Annotated in this window: 10 protein-coding genes and 2 pseudogenes; 3 read left to right on the forward strand and 9 right to left on the reverse strand. The window is 72.7% G+C overall.

Going from position 1 to position 14,817, the window contains the following annotated elements:
* Positions 1-8: 8 nt before the first annotated feature.
* Together hisD and ACPPVO_RS50970 are read right to left on the reverse strand one after the other, a co-directional pair.
* Complete coding sequence (gene hisD, locus ACPPVO_RS50965) at positions 9-1,310, reverse strand: histidinol dehydrogenase (protein ID WP_426506472.1); 1,302 nt, start codon at positions 1,308-1,310, stop codon at positions 9-11.
* 30 nt (positions 1,311-1,340) lie between these two features.
* Positions 1,341-1,982, reverse strand: coding sequence for a TetR/AcrR family transcriptional regulator (locus ACPPVO_RS50970; RefSeq protein WP_360385101.1), 642 nt, complete (start codon positions 1,980-1,982; stop codon positions 1,341-1,343).
* A gap of 104 nt (positions 1,983-2,086) precedes the next feature.
* On the opposite strand from ACPPVO_RS50970, the gene ACPPVO_RS50975 reads away from it, so the two are divergent.
* Positions 2,087-2,776 carry an LON peptidase substrate-binding domain-containing protein gene (locus tag ACPPVO_RS50975; RefSeq protein ID WP_426514848.1) on the forward strand — a complete coding sequence of 230 codons (690 nt, stop codon included), beginning with the start codon at positions 2,087-2,089 and terminating at the stop codon, positions 2,774-2,776.
* Between the two features lie 571 nt (positions 2,777-3,347).
* Here the strand turns inward: ACPPVO_RS50975 and ACPPVO_RS50980 are convergent.
* Positions 3,348-4,229 (reverse strand): hypothetical protein, encoded by an 882-nt coding sequence (locus tag ACPPVO_RS50980; RefSeq protein WP_426506473.1) that lies wholly within the window; start codon positions 4,227-4,229, stop codon positions 3,348-3,350.
* 119 nt (positions 4,230-4,348) lie between these two features.
* Positions 4,349-7,660: pseudogene (gene dnaE / locus ACPPVO_RS50985) on the reverse strand (DNA polymerase III subunit alpha); the annotation flags it as partial.
* Between the two features lie 19 nt (positions 7,661-7,679).
* On the opposite strand from dnaE, the gene ACPPVO_RS50990 reads away from it, so the two are divergent.
* Entirely contained in the window at positions 7,680-9,044 is a 1,365-nt protein-coding gene (locus ACPPVO_RS50990; protein ID WP_426506474.1) for a transaminase, read from the forward strand.
* Here ACPPVO_RS50990 and ACPPVO_RS50995 read toward each other — a convergent pair.
* Together ACPPVO_RS50995 and ACPPVO_RS51000 are read right to left on the reverse strand one after the other, a co-directional pair.
* Positions 9,019-9,780: pseudogene (locus ACPPVO_RS50995) on the reverse strand (MinD/ParA family ATP-binding protein); the annotation flags it as partial. The gene ACPPVO_RS50990 and the pseudogene ACPPVO_RS50995 sit on opposite strands and share 26 nt — an antisense overlap.
* 462 nt (positions 9,781-10,242) lie before the next feature.
* Complete coding sequence (locus ACPPVO_RS51000) at positions 10,243-11,052, reverse strand: hypothetical protein (protein ID WP_426506476.1); 810 nt, start codon at positions 11,050-11,052, stop codon at positions 10,243-10,245.
* A gap of 109 nt (positions 11,053-11,161) precedes the next feature.
* On the opposite strand from ACPPVO_RS51000, the gene ACPPVO_RS51005 reads away from it, so the two are divergent.
* On the forward strand, positions 11,162-12,679 hold the full coding sequence (locus ACPPVO_RS51005; protein WP_426506478.1) for a carbohydrate binding domain-containing protein: 1,518 nt from the start codon (positions 11,162-11,164) through the stop codon (positions 12,677-12,679).
* Between the two features lie 6 nt (positions 12,680-12,685).
* Here ACPPVO_RS51005 and ACPPVO_RS51010 read toward each other — a convergent pair whose 3' ends face one another.
* The 3 genes from ACPPVO_RS51010 to ACPPVO_RS51020 are packed head-to-tail and all read right to left on the reverse strand — an operon-like array spanning position 12,686 to position 14,629.
* The gene (locus ACPPVO_RS51010) at positions 12,686-13,615 is read right to left on the reverse strand and encodes an RluA family pseudouridine synthase (protein ID WP_426506480.1); all 930 of its coding nucleotides are present in this window, start codon (positions 13,613-13,615) and stop codon (positions 12,686-12,688) included.
* Entirely contained in the window at positions 13,608-14,153 is a 546-nt protein-coding gene (gene lspA / locus ACPPVO_RS51015) for a signal peptidase II (RefSeq protein ID WP_426506482.1), read from the reverse strand. The genes ACPPVO_RS51010 and lspA overlap by 8 nt, the downstream gene beginning before the upstream one ends.
* Positions 14,154-14,194: 41 nt before the next feature.
* Entirely contained in the window at positions 14,195-14,629 is a 435-nt protein-coding gene (locus tag ACPPVO_RS51020; RefSeq protein ID WP_426506483.1) for a TraR/DksA family transcriptional regulator, read from the reverse strand.
* Between the last annotated feature and the right edge of the window lie 188 nt (positions 14,630-14,817).

The following is a 14,817-nucleotide window of genomic DNA, read 5'->3' on the forward strand; positions in this document are numbered from 1 at the left end:
CGGACCGGTCATGCGTCGAACCTGACGGAGACGGCGGCGCCGTGGGCGGGCAGGTCCTCGGCGGTGGACAGCGCCACCACGTGCCCGGCGACCTCCTGCAGAGCATCGCGGCTGTACTCGATCAGCTGCACCCCGCGCAGGAAGGTCTGCGTCGACAGCCCCGACTGGTGGCGCGCGCAGCCGCCGGTCGGCAGCACGTGGTTGGAGCCGGCGCAGTAGTCGCCCAGCGAGACCGGCGACCAGGCCCCGACGAAGATCGCGCCGGCGTTGCGCACCCGCTCGGCGACGGTGCGCGGATCGCGGGTCTGGATCTCGAGGTGCTCGGCGCCGTACGCGTCCACGACCGCCAGCGCCTGCTCGATGTCGTCGACGAGGACTGTCGCGGACTGCGTCCCGTTCAGCGCCTCGGTGACGCGCTCGAGGTGCTTGGTCGCGGCGACCTGCCGGGCGACCTCGGCGTCGACCGCGTCGGCGAGCGCGGTGCTGGTGGTGACGAGCACGCTTGCCGCGAGCGGGTCGTGCTCGGCCTGGCTGATCAGGTCGGCGGCGACGTGGCGCGGGTCGGCGCTGTCGTCGGCGAGGATGGCGATCTCGGTCGGCCCGGCCTCGGCGTCGATGCCGACGGTGCCGCGCAGCATCCGCTTGGCGGCGGTCACCCAGATGTTGCCAGGGCCGGTGATCATGTCGACCGGGGCACAGCCCGGCTCCTCGTCGTCGAAGCCGTACCCGAGCATCGCGATCGCCTGGGCGCCGCCGACCGCGTACACCTCGTCGACCCCGAGCAGCGCGCACGCCGCGAGGATGTTCGCGTTGGGCAGGCCGGTGCCCTTCTGCGGCGGGCTCGTCACGGCGATCGAGGGCACCCCGGCGGCCTGCGCGGGCACGACGTTCATGACCACGCTGGACGGGTACACGGCCAGGCCGCCCGGCACGTAGAGCCCGACCCGGCCGACCGGCAGCCAGCGCTGGGTGACGGTACCGCCCTCGGCGAGGACCGTGGTGGTCTCGGCGCGGCGCTGGTCGGCGTGGACCTTGCGCGCCCGCGCGATCGACTCGAGCAGCGCGGCGCGCACGTCCGGGTCGAGCCCGGCCTCGGCCCGCTCGATCTCCTCGGCCGGCACGCGCAGCCGCTTGACGTCGACGCCGTCGAAGCGCTGGGCCGCCGCGCGGATCGCCGCCGCGCCATGCTCACGGACCCCTTCGACGGTCGGGCGCACCTGCTCGGTGGCGACGGAGACGTCGATGGCGGCTCGGGGCAGCAGACGGCGCGGGTCCTCGGCGGAGCCGCGCAGGTCGATCCGGTTCAACACCCTTGCGAGTCTATTCGGCGCCGCCAGCGGTTATGCGTCGCCGTCCCGCCCTGCGGGCTGTCGGGATCCGGCCCAGCGCCAGTTCAGCTCCTGGGGCGCCGGGGCCGGTCCGGGCAGGTCCTCGCCCGGACCGGCGCGCATGCCGCCGAGGTTGATGGCCAGGTACCGCCGCCGCAGCTGGGCCGTGCGCTCCCGGTCCGGCAGGCGGATCGCCGCACAGCCCTCCAGCACGAGTGTGATGTCGCTCGCCCCGATGTCGGGCCGCAGCCGCCCGCTCGCGTGCGCGTCGCGCACCAGCCCCTCCACGAGCGTGCCCGCCCGCACCGCCTCGGCGATCATCTCCGGCGTCGAGACGAACGTGCCGGCGAGGTGGACGGTGAGCGAGTGCACGTCCGCGTCGACGACCGCCCGGAGGAACGCGGTGAGCGCCTCCCACCCGTCCGCGCGCTCGCCGGCCGCCTCGGCCTCGGCCACGAACTGGCGCAGACCGTCATGACAGAGGGTCCGCAGGAGCTCTTCCTTGTTCTTGTACCGTCGGTAGAGCGCACTGATCCCCACGCCCGCCCGCTCGGCGACGGCGGCGATCGGCGCCTTCGGGTCCTCGATGAACACGTCCCGAGCGGCGGCGAGAATGACCCCGTCGTTGCGCTCGGCCTCGCGCTTGCGTCCCATGCCCTCGACTATAGCGGAACGGATGATTCCGGTCCGCTATGGCGCCCGAGCGTCCTGAACACCGGGGCCGCCCGGGCTCGGCTACGCTTCGGCTCGTGGAGCTGCTGCCGCTCTTTCCGCTGGGCACCGTGCTGTTTCCGGGGCTCGTCCTGCCCCTGCACGTGTTCGAGCCGCGGTACCGGACGCTCGTGCAGCATCTCACCGAGCTGCCGGCCAGCCTGCCGCGCGAGTTCGGCGTGATCGCGATCCGGCGCGGCTGGGAGGTCGGCCGCCAGACGGAGACCGCGGACGCGGCGATCACGGCCGGGGAGTCGCTGTCGCTGTACGAGATCGGCTGCGCGGCCGAGATCCGCCAGATCACCGAGCTCCCGGACGGCCGCTTCGACCTCATGACCCTGGGCCGGCGCCGGTTCCGCCTGCTGGGCCTGGCACGCAACGACGACCCCTACCTCACCGGCGAGGTCGAGTGGCTGCCCGAGCCCAAGGGCGAGCCGGACCGCGAGGGCGAACTGGCCGCGGGCGTCCTGGCGGCCTACCAGGACTACCTGCGCGCGGTCCGGGCCGACGAGGACGGCGAGCAGCTGCCGGACGACCCGACGGTCCTGTCCCACCTCGTGGCGGCGACGGCGTCGCTGACCCTGGAGGACCGCCAGGCCCTGCTCGCGGAGCCGGACACGGCGAGCCGCCTGAAGGCCGAGCGGGCCCTGCTGCGCCGCGAGACCGCCCTGCTGGGCCAGGTCCGCGCCGTGCCGGTGGCCCTGTCCGACCTGGCCGTACCGTCCAGCCCGAACTAGCCCGACGGCGACCCCGGACCGGCCCGCTCGCTGGTCCTGCGTCGCCGTAGCCCTGAGCCGGGCCCGGTGGGTATGGCGACGGCCGGAACCGCGGCTGTCCCGGGCGCGGCCCGGGGCGCCAAGGCGGGATGGACGCTGGATGGGCAGGTTCGCGCGGATGCCAGCCAGTTCTTCAACCCCGACGGTGCGCAACTACGGCAACAAGTCGCGCTCGTAGCCTCCTCGAACCCGCCTCAAATCATTGCTTTTCCTCCCTTGGAATTTGAGGCTCTTCGCTCTTGGCTCTTTCGGTGGGCATCCGTTTGAGCGTCCGACTGCCGCGCCCCCGGCGGCCACGTCTCCGCCCGGACTCCACGGGATACCGACCAAGCGGGCGACGGCCCTTGCCGCGAAGCGCGGCACCATGCCGTGCCGCCCTGTCGGCGGCGATGGCGACAACCGCCGTGCACACCGACGCGGATGCGGCCGGCCCGGCAGCACCCCGGCGAGCGACCGGCGGCATTCGATGCCAGCACCTACCGGCACCACACCATCGCGGAACGCTGCCGCGGCCAACTCCAACAGGCCTCGCTCAGGAGCGCGGCGGCTCGGCGTTCGGCGACTGCGGCCAAACCGGGGACTCCGTCGCCGGAGGCGGAGCGCCGGGGTCGTGCCAGCCCGCCGGCTGATCCTGGGTAGCCGTGGCCGGCGGGAACTGCGCCGCCTGACCCAGGCCCGGCGCGAACGGTCCCTCCTGCACCGCCCCCGGCGGGAAGGGCGACGGCGAAGCCGGGAACTGCGGCTGCTCCGGGTGCGGCGGATACGGGCCCGGGTAGCCCACCGGCGGGGGCGGCGGCGACAGGTACTCCGGCGGGATGTTGTCGTAGCGCAGCGTCGGCGAGACGTGGAAGCCCGCCATCCCGGTGTAGACGGCCGCGGCGGCCAGGCCCTGGATCAGCATCGTGCCGCGGACCCAGGGGATGAAGCCGAAGGCCAGGCTCGAGGTGCCGGTCCGCAGCTTCACCGGGCGGAAGATGTGCGTGCCCTCCGGGGCGTGCTCGGCCAGGTCGATGTAGTGCGCGTAGCCGATCTTGTTGCCGAGCCAGGCGCCCAGGACCGATGCGCCGGCCGAGCCCAGGACCAGGGCGACAAGCATGACCGGGCCCCGGTAGCGGCGCAGCAGGAACCAGGCGGCCAGGGCGACGACAATGCCCATGCCGATCGCCATGAGGACGAACCAGCCCTCGTCGCCCCAGTAGCCCTCCGGCTCGGGCTGGATCGGATACGGGCCGTACTGGGTCTGGACCAGCTCCACGTGCGGGGCCAGCTTCGACCACAGCAGGCCGAAGGGTGCGCCCAGGCCCGCCACCACCACCGCGGTCAGCAGGGCGACGAGCACCTCCCGCAGGATCGGTACGCGCGCCGGCCGGGTGGCCTCGGCCGGTTCGACGGGCGAAATCGGGGCGATGCTCACGATCCCATCCTGCCAGGCGCGGGGCGCGTTCCGGCAAGCGCGTCGACATCGCCCTGCGAAGCTCGCGAACCGGACGAATCGCCCGCCCGGGGTGCGGTGGAGGAGCCCGGCCAGGGCGGCAGCGGCGTCGACGGCGGCGGGGTGGTCAGGTCGGGCAGGGCGAGGTCCATGGCCATCAGGCGCGGCACCTCCTCGCGCCGGTCCACGCGGCCCTTGACCGACACCACCGCGTCCTCGACCACCCACTGGTCGACCAGCTCGTAGGTGTCCGGGAAGAACATCACCTCGACGCTGCCGTCCAGGTCTTCCAGCCAGGCCTGCGCCCACGGGCGGCCCTGGCGGGTCACGCGGCGCTGCACCCCGGACAGGATGCCGGCCAGCCGGACCACGGCGCCGTCGGCGAGCGTGCCCTCCTCGGCCAGGGCGGCGACCGGGCGGTCGGCGGCCGCGCGCAGCACGTGCTCCAGGCCGCGCAGCGGGTGGTCGGAGACGTAGAGGCCGAGCATCTCGCGCTCGAAGGCGAGGCGCTCGGGCTTGTCCCACTCCATCGCGGGCACCGGTGGGGCGGTCATCAGCGGGGCGCCGAAGAGGTCGAACTGGCCCATGGCCTCGTTGCGCTTGACGCTGGAGACGGCGTCGAGGGCGTCGGCGTGCACGCTGAGCAGGCCGCGGCGGGAGTGGCCCAGGGAGTCGAAGGCGCCGGCCTTGATGAGCGACTCGATCGTCTTGCGGTTGCACACGACCTGGTCGACCTTGGACAGGAAGTCGTAGAAGTCCGTGAACGCGCCCCGGTCGCGGCGGGCCCGCAGGATGGCCTCGACGGCGGCGGCGCCGACGTTGCGCACGGCGCCGAGGCCGAAGCGGATGTCGGTGCCGTCGGCGGCGAAGCGGCCCTGGGAGGCGTTGACGTCGGGCGGCAGGACCCGGATGCCCATGTGCCGGCACTCGGCGAGGTAGACGGCGGAGCGGTCCTTGTCGCCGCCGATCGAGGTGAGCAGGGCCGCCATGTACTCGGCCGGGTAGTTCGCCTTCAGGTACGCCGTCCAGTAGGCGACGAGCCCGTAGGCCACGCTGTGCGCCTTGTTGAACGCGTAGTCGGAGAACGGCACCAGGATGTCCCACAGGGTGCGGATCGCGCCCTCGGAGTGCCCGCGCTCGCGCATCGCCGGGGCGAACAGCGTGAACTCCTCGTCGAGGATCTCCTTCTTCTTCTTGCCCATGGCCCGCCGGAGCCGGTCGGCGGCGCCGAGGGTGTAGCCGGCGACCCGCTGGGCGATCGCCATCACCTGCTCCTGGTAGACGATCAGCCCGTAGGTGTCGCCGAGGATGCCGGCGAGCGGCTCGGCGAGCTCCGGGTGGATCGGCGTGACCGGGCGGCGGCCGTTCTTGCGGTCGGCGTACTCGTTGTGCGCGTTGGCCGCGATCGGACCGGGCCGGTAGAGCGCCCCGACCGCGGCGACGTCGGCGAAGCCGTCCGGGGCCATCGAGCGCAGCAGCTGCCGGACCGGCGTCGCCTCGAACTGGAACACGCCGAGGGTGTCGCCGCGCGACAGCAGCGCGTAGGTCGGCGCGTCGTCCAGCGCCGCGTCCTCGATCAGCAGGTCGACGCCCCGGTTGTGCCGGATCGCGTCGAGCGCGTCGTCGATGATGGTGAGGTTGCGCAGGCCGAGGAAGTCCATCTTGAGCAGGCCCATGTCCTCGCACGCGCCCATGTCCCACTGGGTGATGATCGCGCCGTCCTGCTCGCGCTTCTGGATCGGCAGCACGTCGATGAGCGGCTCCCGGGACAGGATCACGCCGGCCGCGTGCACGCCCCACTGCCGCTTGAGCCCCTCCAGCCCGCGGGCGGTGTCGACGACGGTGCGCACCTCCGCCTCCGACTCGTAGAGCCGGCGCAGCTCGCCGCCCTCCTTGAAGCGCGAGTGGGCCGGGTCGAAGACGCCGGACAGCGGCATGTCGCGGCCGAGGACCGGCGGCGGCACCGCCTTGCTGATCCGCTCGCCGAGGGAGAACGGGAAGCCCAGGACCCGGGCGGCGTCCTTGATCGCGGCCTTGGCCTTGATCGTGCCGAAGGTGATGATCTGCGACACCCGGTCCTCGCCGTACTGCGCCGTCGCGTAGCGGATCATCTCGCCGCGCCGGCGCTCGTCGAAGTCCATGTCGATGTCGGGCATGCTGGGCCGCTCGGGGTTGAGGAAGCGCTCGAAGAGCAGCCCGTGCTCGAGCGGGTCGATCTCGGTGATGCCCAGCGCGTAGGCGACGAGGGAGCCGGCCGCGGAGCCGCGGCCCGGCCCGACGCGGATGCCCTCCCGGTGGGCGTGGGCGACGAGGTCGGCCACGACGAGGAAGTAGCCGGCCAGGTCGGCCCCGGCGATCACCGACAGCTCGTAGCCGGCCTGGTTGGCGTGCGGCGTCGGCACGCCGTCGGGGAAGCGGCGGGCCAGGCCCCGGTCGACCGCGGCCCGCAGATAACCCCCCTCGGTCTGGCCGGGCGGCACCGGGAAGGCCGGCATCAGGCTGCGGTGGGCGAAGACCTCCGCGTAGTCGCCGATGCGCTCGGCGACGGCCAGGGTCGCGTCGCAGGCGCCCGGGACCTCGGCGTCCCAGATGCGACGCATCTCCTCGGCCGACTTGAGGTAGAAGTCGCGGGCGTCGAACTTGAAGCGCTTCGGGTCGGCGAGCGTGGTGGCGGACTGCACGGCCAGCAGCGCCTCGTGGGCGTCGGCGTCGCCGGCGAACGTGTAGTGCAGGTCGTTGGTGGCCACCGGGGTCAGGCCGAGCCGGCGGCCGAGGCGCAGCAGGTCGGCGCGGACCCGCGACTCGATCTTCAGGCCGTGGTCCATCAGCTCCAGGTAGAGGTTGCCGGCGCCGAAGATGTCGCGCAGCTCGGCGGCGGCCGCGCAGGCCCGCTCGAAGTCGCCGATGCGCAGCCAGGTCTGGATCTCCCCGGACGGGCAGCCGGTGGTGGCGATCACGCCCGGTGCGTATTCGGCCAGCAGCTCCCGGTCGGCGCGGGGCTTGTAGAAATACCCCTCCGTGCTGGACCGCGACGAGAGCCGGAACAGGTTGCGCAGCCCGGTCGCGGACTCCGCCAGCAGCGTGAGGTGGGTGTAGGCGCCGCCGCCGGAGACGTCGTTCTCGCCGCCGTCGGCCCATCGGACGCGGGTGCGGTCGCCGCGGCTGGTGCCGGGGGTCACGTAGGCCTCGACGCCGATGATCGGCTTGATGCCGGCCCGGGCCGCGGAGTGGTAGAAGTCGTGGGCGCCGAACATGTTGCCGTGGTCGGTCATGGCCAGCGCGGGCTGGCCGAGCCGGGCCGCCTCGGCGAACAGCGGCCCGAGGCGCGCGGCCCCGTCGAGCATCGAGTACTCGGTGTGTACGTGCAGATGTACGAAACCCACGGCCCCGAACCTATCGCGGGGGTACGACATTTTCGGCGACACTGCAGGCATGATCGACCGTGACCGGCTCGGCGCGCTGCTGCGCCGCGAGCGAGCCGCCTTCGCCGGGCGCAACCCCCGCTCGGCGGCCGAGTACGCGCGGGCCGGAAACCTCTTCGGCCGGGTCCCGATGACGTGGATGAACAAGACGGCGGCGGGATTTCCGCTGTACCTCGCGCAGGCCCGCGGCGCCCGCGTCACCGACGTGGACGGGCACGAGTACGCCGACTTCTGCCTCGGCGACACGGCCGCGATGGCCGGGCACTCCCCCGAGCCGGTCGTCGCCGCGGTGCGGGAGCGCTTCGAGACCCTCGGCGGCGCCTGCGCGATGCTGCCGACGGCGGACGCGGCGTGGGTCGGGGCCGAGCTGACCCGCCGGTTCGGGGTTACGCGGTGGAGTTTCGCGCTCACCGCCACCGACGCGAACCGGTGGGCGATCCGGCTGCTGCGGGCGGTCACCGGCCGGCCGAAGATCCTGTTCAACAGCTACTGCTACCACGGCTCGGTCGACGAGTCGCTGATCGTGGCCACGCCGGACGGGCCGCGGGCCCGCGCCGGGAACGTGGGCGCGCCGGTCGACGTGACCGTGACCAGCCGGGTCGCCGAGTTCAACGACCTGGACGGGCTCGAGCGGGAACTGGCGCACGGGGACGTGGCCGCGGTGGTGATGGAGCCGGCGCTGACCAACATCGGCATCGTGCTGCCCCGGCCCGGGTACCTCGCCGGGGTGCGTGCGCTCACCAAGCGGTACGGCACCTACCTGGTCAACGACGAGACGCACACGTTCTCGGCCGGCCCGGGCGGGGCGACCGGCCTGTGGGGCCTCGAGCCCGACGTGGTGACCATCGGCAAGGCGATCGGCGGCGGCATCCCGGCCGCGGCCTACGGCCTGTCCGACGAGATCACGCAGAAGCTGGCCGGCATGGGCGATCTCGACCTGGTCGACATGGGCGGCGTCGGCGGGACCCTGGCCGGCAACGCGCTGTCGATCGCCGCGACCCGCGCAACCCTGGAGCACGTTCTGACAAATGCCGCGCATGCCGAAATGTCCGAGAAATCACGGCAGTTCGCGGCCGGCGTGCAGGCCGTGATCACCGAGTTCCAGCTCCCGTGGTCGGTGACCGGACTCGGCGCGCGGGTCGAGTACCGCTTCGCCAGCCCGGCCCCCGCAACCGGCACGGAGTCGGCGGAAGCCGCCGACGGGGAGCTCGACGACTATTTCCACGTGTACCTCGCGAACCGGGGCATCCTGCTCACCCCGTTCCACAACATGGCCCTGATGAGCCCGGCCACGACCTACGAGCAGGTCGCCCGGCACGCCGAGGTGTTCCGCGGCGCCGTCGAGGAGCTCACCGGGCCGTCGGGTCCATCATGACCGCCGCCGCCCGCAGCCACGCGCGCTTGGTGGCCGCCGCCAGCATCGGGTACTCGATGTTGGAGCCGCTCTCCAGCGCCGGGTCGTAGGGCACCACGACGACGGCCCGGGTCCGGGTGCGGAAGTGCCCGGCCAGGTCGTCGATGAGCGGGGTCGGGTTGGGCGTCGGGCAGGACAGCAGCGTGACCGCGTTGGCGACCAGCTCCTCCATCCCGGCCTCGTCGAGCAGGTCGAGCATCCAGTCGGCGGTGAACGCGGCGTCCTCGCGCGGCACGCTGGTGACCACGAGCTGGTCGGCGGTCTGCAGCACCGTCTGCCAGTTGGGGCTCTCGACGTTGTTGCCGGTGTCGACGCAGATCACGTCGTGGGTGCGCCGCAGCAGCTCCAGCACCCGGCGCACGGTGTGCGGGTCGAGGCGCTGGGCGAAGCGCGGGTTCTCCTCGCCGGCGAGCACGTCGTAGGAGCCGTCGGAGGCGTGGCGGAGATAGTCGTCGAGCATGTCGTACAGGTCGTAGCCGGTCGCGTGCTCGACGCGCACGAGATCGGCGATGAGGTGGCGGATCGTGCGCGCGTGGCGGGCACTGCCGGCGCGCAGGCCGAGCGTGCCCCGCAGCTCGTTGTCGTCCCACGCGATGACGCCCTTGCCGCGGACACTGCCGATCGTGGCGGCGGTCAGCACGGTCGCGGTCGTCTTGTGCACGCCGCCCTTGGGGTTGGCGAACGCGAGGACCTTCGGGGTCGGGATGTCGCGGCGCAGGACCTGCACCATCTGCTCGGTCGGGTCGGCGGCCGGCCGGGGCGCCTGGTACTCGACCAGGGGCTCACGCCGCGCGGCCCCTGCGGTGCGGAGCGGCGCGTCGTCGTACGGGCGGGTGCCGTTGGTGGGAGGCATTGGTTCGTCATCGTATTGGGGCCCGGGCGGATATGGGGCCGAGGGGCGCCCGAACCGGCCGTCGTAATCCAGATCACCCGGGGTCGGCCGGCCCAGCAGCGCCCGGTCGAGCAGCGAGCGCCAGCGGGGAGCCGGCTCGGCCGATCTGTCCTCCCACCCGGCATCCCGATCGGCCACGCCCGGCCCCTCCCTCGCACGCGCACGCGTCAAACCCGCCCCCCAAGGCTACGGACCGAACAGTATTCGGACCACTCCTACGAGCCCATCCCCTGCATCAACTGCACGACAGGCCGAAGGGATATCGCCTCAGGACGGACGGGGGGACGCGACCACCGTGCCGGCCCCCTCGCTGACCGGCTCCGCGACCGTAGTCTGCTCGGGCAACGGGGGCAGGAACACCGTGCGATCGAGCCGTTGCATCTCGGTGATCGGGTCGACGACGCGGGTCTCGGGCCGGGCGGCGACGGCGCGCAGGGCGGCGGGCGTGCCGTAGACGACCGCGGCGTACACGCACGAGCAGTGCTCGCGGTAGGCGGTCGCCTCCTGGTCGGCGACGATCGCGCCGGAGAGGTACAGCTGCCGGTTCTCCTCGGGGATGCCGTCGTTGCGGCCGAGCAGGTCGCGGTAGTGGGCGGCCTCCTCGGTCTTGCGCTGGGCGGTCTCGTCCATCGCCGACACCACGTCGTCGGGGAGCTTGTAGGCGCCCAGGCGGACGAGCTCGGTCTGGGTCTGCGGCAGCGGTACCCGGGCGAAGACGCTGGACACCGAGACGTCCGCGACCACCGGGGTGAGGCGGTCGGGCCCCAGGTAGGCGGTGAACGACACCAGCGCGTAGACCGGCCCGTCACCCGGCAGCGCGGCCAGCTCGTCCCGGCCCGCCTGCAGGTAGGCCGGGATGGACGCGCCCGCGGCGACCCCGACGCGCACGACGTCGCCGAGGGACGGGTCGCTGCCGGGCCGGTCGGTGCGGTGCACGGCGAGCAGCGTCGCCGTCACCGCGACCACGCCGACGACGACCGTGAACGCGCGCAGCCGCTGGGCGCCCCGGAAAACCCGGGCGAGGACGTTGCCGACCGGCGGCAGGAGCCGCTGGTCGAGTTGCTGGAGCCGCTTCATCGCCCCAAGAGCGTCCCACAGCGCCGCCTTAAGGGTGACTCATGGGGTCTTGACATCGAGGCAGCGAAGGATTTCTATCAGTCAAGTTTACTAATAGAAAGAAGGGGTCATGCGAAGGTCTCTCATCGCAGCCGCCGCGGTGGCGCTGGCCGCCACCGGGGTCGTCCTCGCGGTCACGCCGTCCGCCCAGGCGGCGACCGCCATCCCCGCCCACGTGTTCGCCCCCTACTTCGAGGCCTACAACGGCGACAGCCTCAACGGGCTGTCCCAGCAGTCCGGCGACAAGTACCTGACCATGGCCTTCATCCAGACCGCGAGCCACGGCTCGTGCACGGTCTACTGGAACGGCGACACCGGCATGCCGATCGCCAACTCGACGTTCGGCAGCGACATCGCCGCCATCCGCGCCCGCGGCGGCGACGTGATCCCCTCGTTCGGCGGCTACGCGGCCGACAACGGCGCCACCGAGATCGCCGACAGCTGCACCGACGTCAACCAGATCGCGGCGCAGTTCGAGAAGGTCATCACCACCTACGACGTCACCCGCATCGACCTCGACGTCGAGGACAACTCGCTGACCAACACCGCCGGCATCGACCGCCGCAACAAGGCGATCAAGATCGTCGAGGACTGGGCCGCCGCCAACGGGCGGAGCATCCAGTTCGTCTACACGCTGCCGACGACCACGAGCGGCCTGGCCGACAGCGGGCTCGCGGTGCTGCGCAACGCGGTGGCCAACAACGCACGGATCGACATCGTCAACCAGATGACCTTCGACTACTACGACAACCAGCCGCACCAGATGGCCAACGACACCAAGACGGCGTCCAACGGCCTGCACACGCAACTGCAGCAGTTGTACCCCGGGAGGACCAGCCAGCAGCTGTGGTCCATGATCGGCGTGACCGAGATGATCGGCGTCGACGACTTCGGCCCCGCCGAGACGTTCACCGTCGCCGACGCGAACGCCGTCTACTCCTGGGCGACCCAGCAGGGCATCGCCGAGCTGTCGTTCTGGGCGCTGCAGCGCGACAACGGCGGCTGCCCCGGCGGCGCGGCGTCGGACACCTGCTCCGGCATCTCGCAGAGCACGTGGCAGTTCTCGCACATCTTCGCCCCGTTCACCAGCGGCGGCGGCACGCCGGGCTCGCCCAGCCCGACGAAGAGCAGCGCGTCGCCCACGCCTTCCAGGAGCCCGAGCAGCAGCCCGAGCGGCAGCCCGAGCAGCACTCCCCCGGCCGGCGGCCTGACCAACGGCAACTTCGAGACGGGCTCGCTCGCGCCGTGGACCGGCAGCCTCTGCAGCGTCGTGAGCACGCCGGTGCATGGCGGGACCAAGGCGCTCAAGGCGGCCGCGTCCGCGTCCGACAACGCCCAGTGCAGCCAGACCGTGGCCGTGCAGCCCAACCGCACGTACACGCTGACCGCCTGGGTCCAGGGCAGCTACGCGTTCCTCGGCGCCACCACGGGGGCGGGCGACGTGAGCACGTGGTCGCCCGGGTCCGGCTCGGCCTGGACGAAGCTGACCGTCACCGTCAGCACCGGCAGCGCCACCTCGATCAAGGTGTGGGTGCACGGCTGGTACGGCACCGGCACGATCTACGCCGACGACATCACGCTCGTCTGAGGCGGCCTACGCGGCGGCGCTGAGAACCTCCAGCGCCGCCGCCAGGTCGGCCGGGTACTCGCTCAGGAACGAGACGAACTCGCCGTGGCGCGGGTGCGCGAAGCCCAGCTCGCGGGCGTGCAGCCACTGCCGCGAGAGCCCGAGCCGGGCGGCCAGGGTCGGGTCGGCGCCGTAGGTCACGTCCCCCACGCACGGGTGCCGCAGCGCCGAGAAGTGCACCCGGATCTGGTGGGTGCGCCCGGTCTCCAGATTCACGTCGAGCAGGCTCGCGGCCGGGAAGGCCTCGATCGTGTCGTAGTGGGTGACGCTCGGCCGGCCGCCGGAGACGACCGCGAACTTGTAGTCGTGGTTCGGGTGCCGGTCGATGGGTGCGTCGATCGTGCCGCGCAGCGGGTCCGGGTGGCCCTGGACCACGGCGTGGTAGCGCTTCTCGACCTCGCGGGCCTTGAAGGCGCGCTTCAGGGCGCTGTACGCGATCTCGCTCTTGGCCACGACCATGAGCCCGGTGGTGCCGACGTCGAGCCGGTGCACCACGCCCTGCCGCTCGGCCGCGCCGCTGGTGGCGACCGTCTGGCCCATCGCGGCCAGCCCGCCGATCACCGTCGGGCCGGTCCAGCCCGGGCTCGGGTGCGCCGCCACGCCGACCGGCTTGTCGACCACCACGATGTCGTCGTCGCTGTAGACGATCCCGAGGCCGTCGACGGGCACGGCCTCGACCGCCACCACCCCGGCGGGGGCCGGCAGCGTCACCTCCAGCCAGGCGCCCGCGCGGACCTTGTCCGACTTCGGCCGCACCTCGCCGTCGACCGACACGTCCCCGGCCTCGACCAGGTCGGCCGCGGTGGTGCGGCTGAGCCCGAAGAGGCGGGTGAGGGCCTGGTCGAGCCGTGTGCCGTCCAGGCCGTCGGGCACCGGCAGCGAGCGGACCTCACGCATCTTTGCGGGCCCGGGTCCCGTCGCGGCGCCGCCCCATGAACTCGAGCAGGATCGCCAGCGCCACGCCGACGGTCAGGGCCGAGTCGGCGATGTTGAACACCGGGAAGTGCCCGGCGTGGTCGTCCAGGAAGCTGAACATGTCCACGACGTGCCCCCGGAACGGCCCCGGGGCGCGGAAGAGCCGGTCGCCGAGGTTGCCCGCGGCGCCCCCCAGCACGAGCCCCAGGGCGACCGCCCAGGCGGTCGACACCGTCCCGCGGATCATCCAGAACAGCCAGCCGACCACGCCGAGCGCGATGATCGGGAAGATCCACGTGTGATCGCGGAGCATGCTGAACGCGGCCCCGCTGTTGCGGGTGTAGATCACGTAGATCAGGCCGCCGAACAGCTTCACCGGGTCGCCGTGGGCGATGGTCGAGGTCGTCCACTGCTTCACGGCCAGGTCGATGCCGACGATCGCCACGGCGACGAGGCCGAAGACGGACCAGGCCCGGGTCCGCGCGGCGGACGGGCCGGCCGCGGGGGTCGCGGGGTCCACGGCCGTCGGCTCGGCCCGGTCCTGGGTGGGCTCCTGGGTGGTCAGCGCCGCTCCTCCAACTGCTTGCAGGTGACGCAGAGCGTAGCGGACGGGAACGCGGCCAGGCGCTCCACGGGGATGGGGTTGCCGCACTTCTCACACCAGCCGTAGCCGCCCTCGTCGAGCCGCTCCAGCGCCCGCTCGACCTGCAGGATGCGGTCGGCCAGGTTGTTGGCGATGGTGATCTCCTGCTCGCGCTCGCCGGTCTTGGTGCCGGTGTCGGCCTGGTCGTCGCCGGCGGAGTCGGTGAGGCGGTGCTGCTGCAGCTCACGGATCTCCACCATGGCCTGCTCGTGCTCGCCCTTGAGCTCGTCGCGGCGCTCGATCAGCGCCACCCGGATCTTCTCCGTCTCGGCGGCGGTGCGCGTTCCACGGGCGGGCTTCGTCGCCCCAGCGGTCTTGGCCGCGGTGGTCTTCGGTTCGGCGGTCTTGGCCATTGTGGCTCCCTTGGCCGCACGGGCGGCGATTGACGTGGTCGGCGCTGTCGTGGTGCTGGTACTGCCGGCCTTGCGGGCCGGAGCCCGTTTCGCCGGTGCGGCCTTGGCGGCCGGCGCCGCCTCCGCCGGCTTCGTGCCGGCCGCTCCGGTGGCGGCCGCCTCTGTCGCCCGGTTCGGCGTTCCGGCTT

This window comes from Dactylosporangium sp. McL0621 (assembly GCF_049995355.1).
GTDB lineage: Bacteria > Actinomycetota > Actinomycetes > Mycobacteriales > Micromonosporaceae > Dactylosporangium.